Source organism: Candidatus Saccharibacteria bacterium oral taxon 488 (genome assembly GCA_013100805.1).
Classification (GTDB): Bacteria; Patescibacteriota; Saccharimonadia; order Saccharimonadales; family Saccharimonadaceae; genus Nanosynbacter.
This window is the reverse complement of sequence record CP040000.1, coordinates 198810-216651: the sequence shown is the minus strand read 5'-3', so window position 1 is coordinate 216651 and position 17842 is coordinate 198810. Positions and strand designations below refer to the sequence as shown.

19 protein-coding genes and 1 pseudogene are annotated in these 17842 nt (G+C 51.1%); 3 read left to right on the top strand and 17 right to left on the bottom strand.

Annotation, left to right across the window (positions count from 1 at the left end):
* Positions 1 to 120 precede the first annotated feature (120 nt).
* From FBF27_01100 to FBF27_01065, 8 genes and pseudogenes are all read right to left on the bottom strand, one after another.
* Positions 121 to 287, bottom strand: a pseudogene (locus FBF27_01100) (ATP-binding cassette domain-containing protein).
* 17 nt (positions 288 to 304) lie between these two features.
* Entirely contained in the window at positions 305 to 1147 is an 843-nt protein-coding gene (locus tag FBF27_01095; protein ID QJU09016.1) for an undecaprenyl-diphosphate phosphatase, read from the bottom strand.
* A 68-nt stretch (positions 1148 to 1215) separates the two neighbouring features.
* Positions 1216 to 2508 (bottom strand): PspC domain-containing protein, encoded by a 1293-nt coding sequence (locus tag FBF27_01090; protein QJU09015.1) that lies wholly within the window; start codon positions 2506 to 2508, stop codon positions 1216 to 1218.
* Positions 2505 to 2852: a PadR family transcriptional regulator gene (locus FBF27_01085; GenBank protein ID QJU09014.1), complete on the bottom strand. Its 348-nt coding sequence runs from the start codon at positions 2850 to 2852 to the stop codon at positions 2505 to 2507. The genes FBF27_01090 and FBF27_01085 overlap by 4 nt, the downstream gene beginning before the upstream one ends.
* Positions 2842 to 3540 (bottom strand): ABC transporter ATP-binding protein, encoded by a 699-nt coding sequence (locus FBF27_01080; GenBank protein QJU09013.1) that lies wholly within the window; start codon positions 3538 to 3540, stop codon positions 2842 to 2844. Before FBF27_01080 ends, FBF27_01085 begins: the two co-directional genes overlap by 11 nt.
* 10 nt (positions 3541 to 3550) lie before the next feature.
* Positions 3551 to 4840: an ABC transporter permease gene (locus FBF27_01075; GenBank protein QJU09012.1), complete on the bottom strand. Its 1290-nt coding sequence runs from the start codon at positions 4838 to 4840 to the stop codon at positions 3551 to 3553.
* A 160-nt stretch (positions 4841 to 5000) separates the two neighbouring features.
* Entirely contained in the window at positions 5001 to 5954 is a 954-nt protein-coding gene (locus tag FBF27_01070; protein ID QJU09011.1) for a DUF21 domain-containing protein, read from the bottom strand.
* Between the two features lie 2 nt (positions 5955 to 5956).
* Complete coding sequence (locus FBF27_01065) at positions 5957 to 7696, bottom strand: DUF2207 domain-containing protein (GenBank protein QJU09010.1); 1740 nt, start codon at positions 7694 to 7696, stop codon at positions 5957 to 5959.
* A 285-nt stretch (positions 7697 to 7981) separates the two neighbouring features.
* Here FBF27_01065 and FBF27_01060 point away from each other — a divergent pair, with 285 nt between their 5' ends.
* Positions 7982 to 8398, top strand: coding sequence for a hypothetical protein (locus FBF27_01060; protein ID QJU09009.1), 417 nt, complete (start codon positions 7982 to 7984; stop codon positions 8396 to 8398).
* Between the two features lie 33 nt (positions 8399 to 8431).
* Here FBF27_01060 and greA read toward each other — a convergent pair whose 3' ends face one another.
* From greA to FBF27_01025, 7 genes are all read right to left on the bottom strand, one after another.
* On the bottom strand, positions 8432 to 8887 hold the full coding sequence (gene greA / locus FBF27_01055) for a transcription elongation factor GreA (protein ID QJU09008.1): 456 nt from the start codon (positions 8885 to 8887) through the stop codon (positions 8432 to 8434).
* 174 nt (positions 8888 to 9061) lie between these two features.
* Positions 9062 to 10312, bottom strand: a complete 1251-nt coding sequence (locus FBF27_01050; protein QJU09007.1) for a prolyl-tRNA synthetase — start codon at positions 10310 to 10312, stop codon at positions 9062 to 9064.
* Position 10313: 1 nt separating this feature from the next.
* Entirely contained in the window at positions 10314 to 11147 is an 834-nt protein-coding gene (locus tag FBF27_01045) for a CPBP family intramembrane metalloprotease (GenBank protein QJU09006.1), read from the bottom strand.
* 3 nt (positions 11148 to 11150) lie between these two features.
* Entirely contained in the window at positions 11151 to 12317 is a 1167-nt protein-coding gene (locus FBF27_01040; protein QJU09005.1) for a PDZ domain-containing protein, read from the bottom strand.
* Positions 12318 to 12319: 2 nt separating this feature from the next.
* Positions 12320 to 13015 carry a di-trans,poly-cis-decaprenylcistransferase gene (gene uppS, locus FBF27_01035; GenBank protein QJU09004.1) on the bottom strand — a complete coding sequence of 232 codons (696 nt, stop codon included), beginning with the start codon at positions 13013 to 13015 and terminating at the stop codon, positions 12320 to 12322.
* Complete coding sequence (locus FBF27_01030; GenBank protein QJU09003.1) at positions 13008 to 13424, bottom strand: hypothetical protein; 417 nt, start codon at positions 13422 to 13424, stop codon at positions 13008 to 13010. Before FBF27_01030 ends, uppS begins: the two co-directional genes overlap by 8 nt.
* Positions 13424 to 13990 carry a ribosome recycling factor gene (locus FBF27_01025; GenBank protein ID QJU09002.1) on the bottom strand — a complete coding sequence of 189 codons (567 nt, stop codon included), beginning with the start codon at positions 13988 to 13990 and terminating at the stop codon, positions 13424 to 13426. The genes FBF27_01030 and FBF27_01025 overlap by 1 nt, the downstream gene beginning before the upstream one ends.
* 109 nt (positions 13991 to 14099) lie before the next feature.
* Here FBF27_01025 and FBF27_01020 point away from each other — a divergent pair, with 109 nt between their 5' ends.
* Both FBF27_01020 and recF read left to right on the top strand, forming a co-directional pair.
* Positions 14100 to 14774, top strand: coding sequence for a hypothetical protein (locus tag FBF27_01020; protein QJU09001.1), 675 nt, complete (start codon positions 14100 to 14102; stop codon positions 14772 to 14774).
* Between the two features lie 14 nt (positions 14775 to 14788).
* A complete protein-coding gene (gene recF, locus FBF27_01015; protein ID QJU09000.1) occupies positions 14789 to 15844 on the top strand; it encodes a DNA replication and repair protein RecF in 1056 nt (351 codons plus the stop codon).
* A 54-nt stretch (positions 15845 to 15898) separates the two neighbouring features.
* On the opposite strand, the gene FBF27_01010 is transcribed toward recF, so the two are convergent.
* Positions 15899 to 16261 carry a hypothetical protein gene (locus FBF27_01010; protein ID QJU08999.1) on the bottom strand — a complete coding sequence of 121 codons (363 nt, stop codon included), beginning with the start codon at positions 16259 to 16261 and terminating at the stop codon, positions 15899 to 15901.
* Positions 16262 to 16352: 91 nt separating this feature from the next.
* Entirely contained in the window at positions 16353 to 17681 is a 1329-nt protein-coding gene (locus FBF27_01005; protein QJU08998.1) for a hypothetical protein, read from the bottom strand.
* Positions 17682 to 17842 lie beyond the last annotated feature (161 nt).

Below are 17842 nucleotides of genomic sequence, written 5' to 3'. Positions count from 1 at the left end.
TCTGAGCGCTCGTTCATATTGTATTATATCCCCTATTTGATCTTGCTATACGCCTATTTACCGTGATTATAGCATGAGCACATTCTAAAAGCCATAATTTTTATCAAAAATCGCGGGTAATTACGACAGGTCAGCCACAATTAAGTAGTACGGGCCAGTCACTCCCTCGCCATCAACCAACACTTCGCCTTGCTCAGGCTTATCCCCAGTCCCGAGATGGTGTGCATCAGCGTCGACTTGCCCGAACCAGATTTGCCTAAAATCGCTACACTCGCCCCAGTGACCATACGCTTTTAACGACGAACTAAACCGCACTGATCGCGCCGCTCATCAGCAAAACAATGATCAGACCGCCCAGCCCGACTCGATACCAAATAAATAACGAGAAGTCATTCCGCGCCACAAACTTGAGTAGCCATGATATCGCAATGTAGCCGACCACAAACGACACGATGGTCGCAAGTCCCGTCGCTGCCCAGCCAACGCCGCCAGCAATGTGCTTTGAGGCAGTCAGCATCTCCAGCAGCCCCGCCGCCACCAGCGCCGGGATACCGAGGAAAAAGCTCAACTTCGTCACCGTCACTCGGTCAAATCCCCGCAGCAGCCCCACCGAGATCGTTGCTCCCGACCGGCTAATACCCGGTATCAAGGCCAGGCACTGCCCCACGCCAATCGCCAGCGTATCTCGCCACGTTGTTTGTTGCTCACTGCGATGATTGGTTTTTTCTGAACGCTTATCAGCCCACCACATCACCAGGCTCCAGCCGATCAGCGCCACCGCCACAAACCACAAACTACGCAGTACCGTCTCGACCTGATCCTTAAAAAGCAGTCCAATCACTGCGATCGGCACCGAACCAATGATAATCGCCCAGCCATACACATAATCAAACTGTCGCCGCGCCCGCTTCCACCACAGCCCGCGCCACCACGCGCTTAGCACCCGCCAAATATCGCTCCAAAAATAGATGATAGCTGCCAAGATCGCGCCGATCTGAATTACTGCCGTGAACGCCGTCAGACTCGGATCGTCAATTCTCATCCCCATCAATTTCTCGACGATCGTCAAATGTCCCGTCGAAGAAACCGGCAGAAATTCCGTCACGCCTTCAATGATGCCGAGGATGATCGCCTGCCACCACGCCACTACTTAATAGCTCCTTCTCATCCCTTCAGTGTAGCAGCTCAGTAAGCATTCGCCAACCTCCGCGTTCACTATGCGTTGCTTGATTGTGGTGCGGGCGATGGCGACAGCGGCCCAGACACGTGCAATCGCACAAACCCGAAGCAGTTGACATCAAGCTCTGGCGAAAAGCCAAACCACGTTGTACGACAGCGACTACGCTGGTTTTCAACTCTGAGCACGAGCTTATCACCGTCACGCACCGCCGACACTTTTGGCTGCTGGCGCTTGCCCTTGAGGTCTATATAGCGCAGTTCAACCTTGATATCACCTCGGGTCGTATCCCCAAAATGTAACGACGCATTCTCACCCTCGACGTGGATATATTTCACGCCCTTCATATCACTTGGCAATTCAACCGGCACGACTTTTGTCAAGCGCTCCTCGTCACGTGCTAGCTCATTCGCCATACCTACACCAAACAGCGTCATTCCCGAAACCGATAGTGCTCCCACAACTAGCGCCACCACCGTCATAACCACCGATAGCCGCTTTAATGTCCACGTGAAAGCGCTGTGGCTCAATATCGCGCCCAGCCATACCGCCGCCACGCCACCAACGAGTAAGGATGCCCACAGACCCCACGCCCACGGCTGTGCATAGAATCCATCAAGCAAACCAATCACCGCGATGCCACTGACCGCCCCCACGATCAGCGCCACCAACAGCCCCAGCGTTACCATGAGAATACCAACACCAAGAATAAATCGAAATACTTTTGCTGCCGTATGACCCGTGTTACTATTCCGCCCTACGGATGGCTCATTCCGACTGGCCTGACGCTTCAGCGAATCAAACGTTACCGCCTTGCCACGCATCTGGAGCTTATCAGAGGCAGTCCGCGCCTCTGGAACTGACAGCCACATCACAATATAAATCAGTACCGCTGCACCAAAGGTAATAAATGGCGAAAAAATGAACAATAATCGTATCCACAAAGGATTGGTTCCCCAATAGGCAGCAATGCCCGCACACACGCCACCAATCAGCGCATGCTCCGTATCACGCATCAGCCGTCGCTCCGAACGCTCTGAACGCTCGGGCTCGTCATCGGTCTCCACCGCCTCGTCATCATCCGAAAAATCGCGCGGTTCGCCCATTTGTTTCTGCACGGCCAGGACGTCGTCATGACTGATCACGCCGTCCTTCGACACGCCGCGCTCCGCCAAAAGCTCCACCATTCGCGCTTCGATTTCTCGCATAGCTTCTGGCTCGGCATGCATGTTTTTCTGGATTAAATTCAGATACTTTTCCAATGATTTTTTGGCATCAACTTCCACGCTGAACGGCGTTTTTGCCAAATGGATTCTGGTTATTTCTTTCATCGCTTTGCTCCTTTCTCAAGATCTTTTAGCGAGGTATTCAACATTTTGATACGATTTTTCAATTCATCGACCAGCTGCGCGCCCACGTCAGTGAGTGAATAATATTTGCGCGGCGGACCCTGCTCGCTCTCTTGCCATTCGTGCTTGAGATAGCCATATTTCTGCAAGCGGCTCAGCAGCGGATAAATTGTCCCCTCAACCACCATCAGCTCCGACTCGCTCAATTGCTTCACGATGTCGCCGGTATATTGCGGTTGTTTGGCGCACACCAGCAGCACACAGTAGACCAAAAAGCCTTTGCGCAGCTGAATCGCTAAGCTTTCCGCGTAAGCACTAGCGTCCATGTTTTATCCCTCCTGGTACAGTTGATTTCTCGACGCGACCGTCTTTGATGATGATTTGATGATCGCATTTTTTCGCCAAATCAGCGTCGTGTGTCACCACAATCAGCGTCACACCTTTTTGCTTATTATAATCAAACAACAATTCTTCCACTTTGGCGCCCGTTTCGCTGTCCAAGTTGCCGGTCGGCTCGTCAGCAAAGATAATTTGCGGATCGCCGACAATCGCCCGGGCAATCGCCAAACGCTGTTTTTGTCCGCCCGATAAATCCTTAGCACGGTTCTTGCGCTTATCATACAAGTCCACCGCCTTGAGCGCCGCGTTGATTTTATGTGCTCGTTTCTTCCGCGGCACCCGCGCAATTTCCAGCGGCAGACTAACATTGTCAATCACACTCTCATTGCCCTGTACGAAGAAACTCTGGAAGATAAAGCCAATTTTTTTAGCACGAAACTCATCGACATACTTTGACTTCAACTGCAAAATATCTTGCCCGTCAATGATAACTTGGCCTTTTTGCGGCTTATCCAATCCTGAAATGGCGTGCATCAGCGTCGATTTTCCTGAGCCAGATTTACCTAAAATGGCTACACTAGCTCCTGTTGGGATGTGCAAACTAACATTTTTCAGCGCCATAAATTGATTCTTCTTTTTGCCGTAAACTTTTGTTACATTTTTTAGTTCAATCATGATAATTCTCCTATTCCGTCCTTAATGCTTCAATTGGGTCTAGCTTTGTTGCTTTGCGGCTCGGCAGCCAGCCAGAAATTACCGCCATCACTACTAGTCCAAAGACCAACAGTCCAATTTGCAACGGATTGATGACCAGTAGGTTCGTCCCGGCACCTAATTTTAAGACACTGGTAATCACTGGATTCAGCAGCGTCACCAAACTCGCCAGCCCAACACCAATCAAGCCGCCCAGCAAACCAACCCACGCTGCCTCGTAGCGGAATAACTTGCCAATATCGCGGCCACGCATCCCCAGCGCTTTCATCAAGCCAATTTGACTAGTTCGCTCCAGCACCGAAATGTACATGGTGTTAATAATCCCGAATACACTGGCCAGCAATGCCAATCCACCAAATGACGCCAGTGCCGCTTGAGCCACATTGACCATTGTCAGCAATGTTTTTCGAATATCCTGAATCGAATACGCGCTGTAATCTTTATTGATTTCGTCTTTAGCAACATCAATATTCTTCTCGTCATCCACCAAAGCAATCGCCGTTGAATACTGATGCGGCTGACTCTTATTATGGCTGAATTCGTAAATAGCTTTAGCATCAGCTGTCGAAATTCTTAGCATTGGTTCATAAAACAAAATGGTGTCTGATTTTTTGTCCACCGCCGCGATCTTGAATGATACCTCTTTGGCGACATTGCCGCCCCGCGCTGCGCTACGCACACCCAAGGTTATTGTCTGTCCAATCGCTGACTGCGCATCCTTAAAGCCTAACTGCTTCACATAATCATTCGGGATAATAATCTCGCCCGGCTTTGGCATAAAATCCTCCAGAGTTCCTGCTGCCAATTCCGCCCGAGTCCTATCCATTTTAACACCCACCGTCAGTGCAAATTTTTTATCACTCGCTGAACTCTTAGCATACGCCACACCATCAGTCGAATACGCCGGTGTTACCGTTTTTACGTGCGGTGTTCGTCGGATCTTCTCCAAATCCTTGTCATTGAGCAAATATTTGCTACGCGCCGCCGATGCTTTATTCTTGTCAGCCTCTTCTGCCGAACTGCCATACTCTGGCAATTGATCCTTCTTTTCGGCTTCAATTTTTTTACCAACCATAATCACTTTCTTGTCGCCAGCCGCATCGACTATGCTATTGGTATACAAACGGCCACCCTCGCCAGCCATCAGCGCCAGCCCAATCGTAAACGCCCCGACGGAAATTGCCAATGATGTCAAAATCGTCCGACCTTTCGACTGGCGAAGATTCCGCCCCGCCCGCTTAATGATATCGATTCTTCTCATGCCTTACTCCTTATAGTTTTATTGTACATAGTACTATGTTATACAAGGTACTGTTAAATGTCAAGCTATTTTGATTATTTTACAACCTGAATAGCAACCTACCCCTTAGAATTCTTCGATTTTTATTTTTATTTTACAGCAAGCCGAGAGATTACCTACCCTATTCCTCGTCGTATTCATCCTCAATTTCCTGGTCCAAAATCTCCTCAATCACGTCCTCCAACGTGATAATCCCTAGCTCAGTTTCATCATCCATCACCACAAACAAGTGATTGCGGGTTTGGATAAATCGGCTGAGCACCGTGTCCAGCCGCGACCGCGCGTCAATGTCATGAATCTTATCGCGGTACAATTGACTGATTGGCAGTGGTAGCTCGCGCCCCGCCACATCCTTGACATATAAAATCCCCGCCAGCCGCCCATCAGCCCGCACTGGGATCCGCGAATGTCCAGCGTGTTTGATCTGGGCCAGCAGCGTCGCGTCCAGCTCATCATCCAACTCCACGGTAAATACTTCACTCATCGGCGTTACCAAATCGCCAGCTGTCTTTTTACTAAATTGCAGCGCACCCGCGGCGATCCGGCTTTCATCGTAATCGACCGGACTATCCGACCGCTCAGCATGCTCGTGAATGATCTGCTCCAGCTCCTGATGTGAATACAGCTGCGGCGTTTCCTTGCCTAGCCAGCGGTTCAGTAGCTTGGACATCGGCCGGGCCAGCGGCCAAAATACCACATAAATCACGTCCAGCAACCAAAAGAAATGCCGCACAAAACGGTAGCCACGTTGCGTAAAAATCGCTTGCGGCAAAATCTCACCAAACATAGTGATCAGCAGCGTGGCGATCAACCCGCCAATCACGCCGTTCGTCATATTACCCAGCAAAATCGACATCGCCGTATTGACGCCAACGTTACCCAGCAAGATGCAAAAGATCAGATAGTAGCCGTCCTTGCGGTAGCGGTATACTCGTGCAGCGATTACATCACCGTGCCGGGCCTTACGCCGCAGATCATCCGGCCGCGCCATCATTAATCCAATATTAAGACCTGAAAACGACCCCGACAGCACCAGCAACACTACCGCCATCGCCAATAATAAAACATCAGACACGGTTACCAGCCGCCGCCTCCGCCTCCGCCGCCTCCGCCGCCAACGAAGCCGCCGCCAGTTGAGCCGCCAGAGGTCGAAGAGTAATCACTGGCGCTGCTAGCCACGCTCGACAGACTGTTCATTCCAGCCGCAAATGCCGCCGCATTAAACGCACCCTGACCACTGTACCAATCCGGTTGCTCGCCGACCTGCTCATAGTACTTGCCCAGCTGCGCACTCCACTCTTTTTCCTGACCAAACAATACCGCGTACGGCAGTACCCGCTCGTACAACTTCACTAATTGTTTCTCATCAGCCGCATCAACCTTTACTTTTTCCGCGCCCTCAGGACTCTGCAGCATCTGCAAACGCTCGACCTCAGCCACGCCAATGTACCTCTTCAGGCCCGCCAGATGCCGCCTGAGCGCCAGACCCTTGTCGGTCAGCACCTTACCAAACGACAGATAAAACACCATCCCCGCCAGCACCAAGAGCACCGGCGACAGCAATAGCACCGCAAAAATACTGATAATTATCGCATACCGTCGAAATCGTCGGGTATGTTGCGGCTCGCGCGCTTGCAAACCATAGTCGTCAATGAGCCGCCCCTTCATTTGCTTTGCACTGTAGCGTATTCGCGCCGCATATGGCACATTGTTACGCAGCGTTTTTAGATTTAACCGCTTACCAACTCTCGGCAAGGAGCCAAATATATTCCTCAGCATTTCTTGCTCCTCGGCCAGGAGTTTGCCCGGAGCTTGTATCACTTTCACTTCGTACTCAGCTGTTCGCCATGTCGTACGCGGCTTCACCTCGATAACCTGAATGTAGTGGCGCACCGCTAGGTCTATCATTTGTGCCGCCATCACCGACCCCTTGACCATATGAAACGGCTGCACCAGCTTGGCCGACGTCGTCACGCTCGTACCTCGCGGTGGCAAATACTCCGGCGGAATTGGCTCCAGTTCTTTACGGCGACCAATCGACCGATAATAAGCCACGATGATCACCCCCACCAATATCAGCGCCACCGCCAGCAACACCAATTGTAATTTCGCCCACCAATCAATCAGCTGTTCCATGAATGACATCTGATACGCCGCAAACGTCCCCGGCGCAAATCCGACCGCGATCGTCACGCCCGCCTGATTTGGCAGTGCGCGGGCTGTCGCCGTCAACGTATCGCCCTGTTCACGTACCTCGCAGCGCTGGCTGCTGCCGAATCGACCCTGATAACACTGGAGATTCGTTCGTTTAGCGGCCACCAGCTCGGGACTCAGCTTGAGCGTCACCGATGCTGACTGAATTGGCACCTGCCAAGCAGTGCCGATCGCATCCCAATAAAACTCCTGTTTACCCGTATCGTGATATAATTTCGTCACGTCCCGCTGCGTATAGGTAATGACATAGGTCTTTTTGCCCTTGACGTAGGTGTCTTTGTTGCCAATTCTCAGCTCATCATTATGCCACCTATACTCCAGCGGCGCACCCCGCTCATCCGTCACTGACTCCAGCGTAAAGTGAGTCGGATGCTTATCATACTGCTTGACGAACACCGGTGCAATACCATGGTTCTGCCGCGGCGGAAAATTCGCAGTAATGGTCAATTTTGTACGCAGTGTCGAACGCTGTTCGCTATCGCGCCCCAGCTCCATATCGACAGTATAATTACTAATCGTAAAATTATTTGCCGCCTGTGCCGTTGACCCGAACCCAACCAACAGCACCATCACCGCGACTATCCCAAAGAAAAACCGCTTCATATGTTAATTATATCACTTATTTACCGATGCGCTTTTAATAATATTTATCGCCAATGGTCTTGCAAAAATGAAACATTTATTGGATAATGGAGAACGATGTTCAAAAATGGTATGGATACACTGCTAACAAGAGATAAAACCCCGACGCCGTCCTCATGGGAAATAAGCTTGCCCGATCGCTGTGACGATCCAGATCAAGCAAACAAACTCTACCATGACGCTCGTTCATGGGTGGCAGAACTAAGGGGTAGAACGGAGCCCCCAGCCTATCCACTCCGTACCCTAATGGATGTGGTCAATGCGGCTGATTTACTCCGTGAAAAATATCCAGAGGAAGCATACGCTCTCGAGGGTGCGCTCAAGGAATTGGAGCGTAAACCTGGTGGGCTTTCTAAAGAAATGCAAAAGCGTCTCGGCCGAGTAACTCTAGCAATATATAACTTTTATCATCCAAAAACTGACGCTACACCAGCAAAAACGATCATGGAGCAGTTTAACCAGCAGAACTTACCAGTGCAAGATGATATCATACTCCAAGGGTTATCTGAAAGTGAGTCTCAACGACTGCTGCTGAAAAAAGTACGGAAACAAGCACGTCAAGCTGTACAGAAGAAATTAGAAAAAACGACGAGGCAGCGCATATTTAGAAAGCAACATACGCTGTCACGCATACTATATCGCATCTTTCGTAACGTATTTTAAGCAACAAACTGTCGCAAATATCACCTCAAGGTCCTACCGCAGCGCCACGACCGTATACGCCAACTCACCCTTTGGCGTACTGATCGTTACCGTATCACCAACCGCCCTGCCCATCAACGCCTGGCCAATCGGCGACTCATTTGAGACTTTCCCTTCTAGTGGATCCGCCTCGACCGGCCCAACGACGGTATAAACCACTGTCTTACCGTTCGCCTCCAGCTCCACTGTACTACCCAGCACCACTGTCGAACTACTACCAGCCTGAATGATACTCGCATTCTGCAAAATTGTTTCGATCTCGGTGATGCGCGTTTCTAGCAGCCCTTGGGCTTCACGCGCTGCGTCGTACTCTGCATTTTCGCTCAAATCGCCAAAATCCCGCGCCGCCGCGATTTTATCAGCGATCTCGCCGCGCCGACTCTTTAGCTCCTCTAGCTCTCGTTCTAGCTCACGCTGGCCACTCTCGGTAATCTGATATACCTTATTCATGTTACTCTCCTCACTCCATATATAGCGTCTACAAAAACAAAAAGTGCTATATATAGCGCTTATTTATATGGTTATTTAAGTCTCTACGAGTATAGCAATCACCCCAAACCATGTCAATACATGACGGAGCCCCTGGTGCAATCTGGCCTCCGTCGCACATATCAGACAATGTGATCACCCGCGCTCCAAACAAAACCTAAGCAGCTGCTGATAATCCAACTTCTTTGTCTCACCAGTTGCCCGCTCGGTCAGTTCAAATAACCCATCGCTATCAATCGCTCGCTCGCCAATCGTAATCCGCCATGGCAGACCCATCAACTCCGCATCGGCGAACTTGACGCCTGGCCGCTCGGCCCGATCGTCCAGCAACACTGCCACGTTCTTTTCCGCCAGCTCGGTATATAATGTACTCGCTAGCTCCTGACCCTTATCACCAATCGCCACCACATGAACCTTGAACGGTGCGATATTCTCCGGCCAGACCAACCCCTTATCATCCGACATTTTCTCGGCAATCACACCCATCACCCGCGTGATACCAATGCCGTAGCTTGCAAGGTAAATCGGATGCTGCTTGCCATCTTCACCGGTGTACATGATACCCATCTGCTCAGCTTTTTCGGTACCAAATTTAAATATATTGCCCACCTCCGCGCTGACAACTGGTAGTAGATCATCTCTACTGATACCCAATTCCTTAGTAGCATCATCCAACACTTCTTCGTTGACGGCTACCGTCTGGTCAGCATTGACGTACAGTGTATCCTCACCCGCTTCGCATATCGTCTGGAACTCGTGACTAAACTTAGTAAACGCCCCGCCGCCAGCAAACGTCACAAATGTACTATCACCAATGCCAAACCGCGCATAACAGCGCTTATACGCCTCGATAACCCGCTCATAATACTGATCCATGTCCTGCTGTGTGGCGTGCAGGCTGTACATGTCCTTCATGACAAATTCACGGCCACGCATAATACCACTCTTTGATCGGAGTTCATTGCGCAGCTTGGTCTGAAACTGATACACGCTGACCGGTAGATCCTTATAGCTTTTGACATATTGCTGCATCATTTCCATAATCGCTTCTTCGTGACTCCAGGCCAACCCCAGCTCAGTATCGTCTTGCAAGCGAGTTTTAAACCACACATCGACCACCTCATCACTCCAGCGACCAGTTGCCTCCCAGGTCTCGCGGCGCTGCAAATTCGTCATGATCAACTCTTGGCCACCAATCGCATTCATCTCCTCACGGACAATTTGTTTGATGTTTTCCACTACACGCAGCCCTAGTGGCGTGTACGCATACACGCCCGCCATCACCTTATACACAAATCCCGCCCGGATGAGGAGCTGGGCATTTTTCGACACTTCGTCAGCCGGTGCGGTCTTGGCCGTCTTGGTAAATAGTTGACTCATTCGCATTTTATATTCCTCCAATGAACGGCAGCAGCGCCGACTTTAGTTGCTCTAAAAGGTTTGGATTAACGTACAGCGCATAAAAGGCAATGCTGTTTTTCGCGATATGCATTAAAACTGGCACCCAGATCGCACCGGTATACTCCCGCGCTAGGCTCATCACGATACTCAGCACAAAGGTATCTGCCGCGACCGCCCACTGCAATGACCCGCTATCTCCCCACAAATGCGCCGCCCCAAACGTCAGGCTGGTGATCAAAACCGCCATCCAAACTGGTGCCGTCCGACGCAATTTACCATACAAATAACCGCGAAATAGTAGCTCCTCCGCCACTGGCGCCAATACTGCTATCGTCATAAATGCCGCGACATACTGCCACTGGGTACCGAGCATTGACTGCGAGAATGGCAGTGCTTGTGGCTGGTGAATATCAATTGCTATCAGTTTAGTCACCACTGTTAAAAACACCGCTGAACAAATCGTGTATACAATAAAGGCTGCCGGTGTAATCACCACGTCCCACCACGACGGCCAATCGGTCACTCCCATTTCTTTCAGCGTCGTCCGGCGGCGACGGACATAAAACGGTAGGCCCACCACCAAGGTCACCGCCAGTACATACACAACGACCGAGCCCGTCGCGTTCAGCAGCACCTCATTCACCGAACCAAGCGGCACGCCGACCCGATGCAATACCCACACTAGGCCAAGCACAATTAACTGCGCCATCCAAAACGCCGCATACGTCCACACTGGCAGCACGATGAGCAGCCACCAATTATTTTTATTCAACCGCCCCTTTGTCGACTGGGTTTTTTCACTTCTCGCCCGTTTTCTCATATTTTATCCCCTTAATACCTTCGCAATATCACTCCATGTCACTAAAACCGTCAGCGCCATTAGCACCAGAAAGCCGATGCCCTGAATCGTTTCCTCGCGCTCTTTGGTCAATTTTTTCTTGAATAATTTAAAGCCCGCCATCGTGAACCACCGCCCGCCGTCCAGCGCCGGAATTGGCAGCACATTCATCACCGCTAGTGTCAACGAAATGATCGCCGCCAGCAGTAAAATCTGCGTCACACCAGAACTCAGCACTGACGGAAACAGCACACCCAAGATGCCGACCGGCCCGGCCACACTTTCGCCAACCGCCGCTAGATCAGCCTTGGCCGCCTGGCGAGATTCTGGCGAACCAAATAACTGCCCAATCGTCCCGTTGATCGTTTTTACAAGGATCGAGCCAACGCCCGCCACCGTCTCATACGTCAATTGCCCCGTAGTCACCACTGCTGCGATTGGCGCCGACCACGTACTGTGAATCGTCTGCGTCTGTTGCGGGCCGACGCCGAGATAGCCGCCATTTTTTGCTTGCTCGGCAGTTTGTAGCTGAACCCGCTTGGTGAGCACCTGACCGCCGCGCACCAGCTCAATCGTCACCTCGCGGCCAGCCTGCGCTTTCGTGGCCGCCGACAGCTCCGCCGGTGTTGCCACACTATGATCGCCAATCTTTCGCACTTCATCGCCACGCTGGAGGCCAACCTTTTCTGCCGGCGAGCCTGGTGTCACTCGCGCCACCGTCAGTGCTGAACGCTCCACCCGTGAATCAAACGGCAGCACCGCTTGCTGTGGTAAAATTTTTGGCATCCCCACCAGCGCCAATATCATGAACAACACGACGGCCGTCAGCCAATTCATCATCACGCCAGCTAGCAAAATTTTGGTCTTTACCCAAAAGGTAGCGCCACCATACGTCCCCGCACCTTCGGCCGAATCGTATTCGCCCTTCAGTTTGACGAACCCGCCGAGCGGCAGCCAGTTTAGACTAAACACCACATTCTTGCCGAGAAAGCTCGTTTTAGGCCGCCATTTTTTTGCAGCCGGTGGAAAGCCGATACCGAATTCCTCAACCACCACACCATTACGCCGCGCCACGATCGCGTGGCCCAATTCATGCACCACCACCAATAAAACTAGTATGATCAGCCCAACCAAAATTCCAATGAACACCATTATTACCCTCCAAAGCGCCGATTACGTTTTTTGTACTCCTCCAGAATGAACTCCACATCTTTTATCGTCATGTCCGGCCAGTTTTTCTCGATGAACATTAGCTCACTGTATGCCGCCCGCCACAGCATGAAATTACTCAATCGCTGTTCGCCGCTTGTTCGTACGATGAGGTCACACGGCGGTACTTCTGGCGCATATAGGTTCTGAGCGATCAGTTCTGGCGTCACGGCTTCGGCCGCCACGCCCGACTGAACAATTTTTTTAACCGCGTCGGCAATTTCCAAATGTCCACCGTAATTAAGGCACAAAAGCAGCTCACCGCCCGTCAAATTCCGCGTTCGCTCCTCGGCTCGCTCAATCGCTTTTCGCAAGGTCTCTGACAGCCCATCGCGCGAACCAATCACCCGCATCCGCACATTATGCTCCAAAAATATTGGCACGTCCGACTCCAGTACCTTGAGCAGCAGGCCCATCAAATGCCCAACCTCCTCCTCAGAACGCTTCCAATTTTCTGTACTGAACACATACGCGCTGGCATACTTCACGCCACGGCGCAACGTCTCCAGTAGCACATCCTTTAGGCTATTGTACCCTGCTAAATGCCCCTCATAGGCAGGTAGTCCGTGCTGCTTCGCCCAGCGACGATTGCCATCAACGATAAATCCTATGTGTTGTGGTAATTCTGCTTTCTCACTCATGTTTCTCCCCCCACTCATCAATCAACCTCACATCCTGCATATCCTTCTCGCGCCCGCGCCAGTTTTTCCAGCGCCGCAGAAAATCTAAACTGACAAACTTCACACCGTCATATTCCACCGCGTAGTCCAGTAGCTCATCGTACTCAACCACTCGCCCATCAATCTCCCAGCCATCCCAGATCTCGACCGATCCATCATGCTTCACCAAATACTGGCGTTGATTTTTATCAAGCTTTTCGACCCAGCCATCGCTACGAGCGATTTCTTCTAACGCCTCTCGATTAGTCGCCACGTCAATATCGGCAGACTGGCGGATTCCTAATTGATCCAAAATACCGCTGCCAATGATAATAATCTGATCCAGCGGCAGTCCTAACTCTTTCACGCGCTCAGCAAATGTCTGACTCATCAAACCGTCAACACATCCTTTTCTTTTGCCTTAAACGCGTCGTCAATTTGTGCTTGCATCGCGCCCATCAGTGTGTCGATTTCTTTCTCAACTCGCTTGAGATCGTCCTCGCCGAGCTCCTTGGCGTCTTTCATGCGCTTGGCATCCTTCAGGGCATCCTGGCGAATCGTCCGCATAGCGATCCGCGCTTCTTCGACCTTTTCACTGACTTGCTTGACTAATTGCTTGCGGCGCTCCTCAGTCAGCGCTGGCACTGGCACGCGCACCACCCGTCCATCATCGGACGGATTAAAGCCCAAGCTCTGATTATCGCGAATCGCTGCCGAAATTGCCGTAATATTGCTCGGATCAAACGGCGTCACCAGCAGCATCTGCGCCTCCGGTGCCGTCACATTTGCCACCTGGTTGAGCGGCATCCGCGCCCCGTACGCCTCTACCATCACGCCATCCAGCATCCCGGCATGCGCCCGGCCCGTCCGCACCTTTTTTAGCTCGTCCTGAAAATGACTAAACGCCTGCGCCATTTTATCCTCATATGGTTGTGTGTCAAACATATTTCCTCCCATTATCTATCATCCATTATAGCAGACTGATGGTAGGGTTGTCTGCTTGACTTATCCAAATATTCATGCTAAAATCGAAGCGTTAACGTATAACTAAACAGAAACTTAGAAGATGGCCTACGATATTGAACGACTAGACTGGATTGGAAAAGACGGAGAGAGGACAAAGAGAAGACCAACTCCGCTTAACCCTGAGGAAATTGCAAAACGCAACGGTGACTATGATACAGACCTTTACGGTAATCTCCCGGATGGTATTAACGAACCTACTGGCGACGTGGAGACACCAGGTGACCAAGACGAAAGTCGTGAGTTCTTCGGTGAGGCTACCGCGATCGCCGCTGAAAACAACAACACTCTTGATGCCGACAAGGAACACCCCAATGGCTTTAAGACCGTAAAAGTTGAATACGGGGGACAGGAATTCACCATCCGCCGTGCAGAAGACTGGTATATGGAGGAGCACCCCGAAACACCACGAGTAGCCATTGAATTTCCGCCAATGCCTATTGATTACTTGGGCGTCACTGGCACTCACCATGTCAAGCTCATCGAGAGCGCACCCGACACGTGGGAATGTGTCATCGAAAACGATATTACTAGTGGTAACGAGCAAGACCTACCGCCCGAATATAGAAATATGCAACGTCCCCTTTCGCTGCATGAAACCCAAATCAAACATAGCATTCTCTCTCATCCAGGACTCATTGATCCAGAAGACCAAAAAAATCTCCGACGGGTAGCCGATCCTTATGCGGAACTAACCTCGCCAGAAGAAGCCGCGTGATATAATTATCATCAGTGATAACACAAATTAAGCTATATCATTTTCGCTCCTACGGCCTCTATGAGACAACGCTCGCACCGGGCGGAACCGTCATCATTGGACCAAACGGCACCGGCAAGACAAACTTGCTCGAAGCGATATACGTTGCCCTCCGCGGCAGTAGCTTTCGTGGTAGCCTCGCTGACTGTATGCAGCACGGCCAAACACAAACCATCATCCATCTCGAAACTAATGACACCCCCCGACGTCTCCAGCTGCTCCGCACAGCCGACGGCACGATAAATAAAGAGTTCACGATTAACGATAGTCGCAGCAAGCTCCTCCCCCGCAAACATCGCCTGCCGGTCGTTCTGTTTGAGCCGAGCGAGCTACGGCTCATTTCCTCCTCGCCATCGCGGCGGCGGGATTTTCTGGACGGTATATTATCTCGGCTGGATGCTCAATACGAAGCCACTCTCCGTGCCTTTCACCGAACCTTGCTCCAGCGCAATGAACTACTCAAACACCCCCACGAGACGACTCAAAACTGGCGCGATCATCTCTTTGCTTGGGATATTAAATTTGTCCAGTTAGCAGCTCATATCGCCCAAGCTCGCGCTGAATTCTTGGCTAAGCACGAGGCGGCGCTGAGTAGTTTATATGCAGCGCTGGCGGGACGCAAGACAGCTTTTGCAGCTGCTTATCAAGCCAGTGCTTCACTTGATCAATACGAACAAGCGCTTCTCGACCGTCTGCAGCGCGCCCGCGACTATGAGATCGCTACAGGCCATACTTCGGCCGGCCCACACCGCGAAGATTTTGCGATTTTCCTCCATAATCAACCAGCCATCAAAGTCGCCTCGCGCGGCGAAATGCGCACCATTATGCTGGCTTTCAAGCTGCTCGAGCTGGAACTGCAAACAAAAGCTAGCCAATCGCGGCCGCTCATCCTCCTGGATGATGTGTTTTCTGAACTAGATGCCACTCGCGAGAAACTCCTCCAAGAAACCATCCAACATCATCAATTCGTAGTCACCACCACCGACGCCCGCCACCAGAGGGATGATTGCCTGATAATCTCCACGCGCTAAAATCCCGCCATTTTGGCGGGATTTATCATGCTAAGTCAAGCGTGACGATATTATTCACTCACTGTCGGCTTCAGATTTTGGTTGTTGAATTGCGTCAATATCATCGACAACTTCGCCAAGCACAATCATAGTATTATCTTCAACTATCTGCTCGTAATCCGGTACTCGTGTACGCAGCCACTCACTAATCTGATCACCCGGCGCACCACTATCCTGCATTGTGATTAATTCTTCCAGCTGTTCACCTGTTAGAGATTCCACGGCCTCCTCACCAATTCGCTCATTAATCGTATCTTGCACGTGAGCGGCTAGCTCTTGCAATTGCTGTTCTGGCAGATTAATACCCATCTCTCGTAGCTGATCGACCGTGATCAATGCCTCATCAAGATTAACCTGTGATGTATTGTCGTTATTCATAAACTATCCTTTTTTATTTTATATTTTATTAGTTATCTCAACTGTCGTATCAATTTCCTCGACAAGTAGCCTACTATTTATCTCGTTAGAATTAGACCCTATCACCTACATTAGGACTCGAGTTTTGCATTTCCTGTTTGAACGCTACATGGCCTGCAACTGCCGCCCTACCAACCCGTCGACTAAACTCACCCATTACCGTGAGCGTTTCTTTTGTCTTACGTCCCATAAGAGCAAACGGACGTGATAGATAGCTACCGATGTCCCGTAGTCGCTGCGCTGCGGTAGTACGCATCTCACCGATTCGCTCGGTCGCACGACCAGCCACCTCATCTAATCGATCAGCGGCAGCACTAACCCGTTCACCAACAGACTCAAAACCATCATCAACCGCTCCCTTCACGGCGGCCCACTTTTCCCGGCGCGCCGCGCGGCGTGCCGCCTGCCTTTCTTTGGCAGCCGTTATGCGCTCACCTCGCTGCTCATTTATCTCACGAATCTTATCAAGAGCCTCTTGGCGCTGACTCTCAAGACCTTGCCGTTTCATCTCAAGTTCTTGCAAGCTAAGCTTGAGCATCTCGACTTGACCGCTGGCGACTCGCCATGCACTTTCTGCTATGCTTTCTGCTAACGCCAGTTGTTTATTTTCGAGAGAACCAACTGGGTGTCTACTGCTCTCGTACGCCTCACGCGCCGCCGTGAGCCGTTCAAATGCGCTCGCCAGTTCGCCACTCGACATTGCTTCAATCTCTGCTTTCGTTTCAGCGATTTCTGTATCAGCACCCTTCTGCCTACCTTCTACGGCTACGATCTCTTCTCTGAGTCCAGCCCTTTTTCGCAAATCCTCAACCTCAGCATTTCTATCATTCCTGGCCGCCTCGCGGCGTTCGCCTGCCGCCTCTTTGCGCTTCTGAGCTCGCTCCTGACGCTCCTGCCTTTTTGTAGCCAACTCATTTTCACGGTTCTTGCGAACCTCCTCGCGTTGCTGGCGGCGTTCAGCACGACGCTCCTTAGCACTCTGAGCAGCCTGACCGATAGTCTCTTTTAGGTTATTCCCGGTCTCAGCTGCCTTATTGAATACTTCACTAATCTTTCTCTTTGCCGCTCCGCCATGATTTGATAGTTTTTCCCCTAAGCCTTTCAGACCACCAATAATTCGTTTTGCCAAAGACTCTCGACGACCACCTGGTGTTTGCTCAAACGGATCAGCCCACCCTTGAGTCTTGCTCTCCGATAATGTGGCAGCGCTCCAGCCGTCCATTGCTTCCATTGGTGTAGGTTCTCGAAAATCAGGACCAGGATTCTGGCCCTCACCAAGTCGCGCCTCTCCGGCAGTATTGAGCATACGACTAGCCTGCTCGCTCCACGTAGACGGAAGATTTCCGCCGTGCGTCGTCAACACGGTCCATTCCTGTTGCACATCCTCCCGTCTAGAGGCATCAGAGTCAACCCCCTTTTTCAGAGAAGGGCCCCATCCATCAGGCATGTGGCCAATGTGGGGTGTTTTTACGCTTGATTCAGGGCTAGGGCTCATTTTATGCATACAAACCTCATATTCTTCTATAGTTTTAATATCGCTGC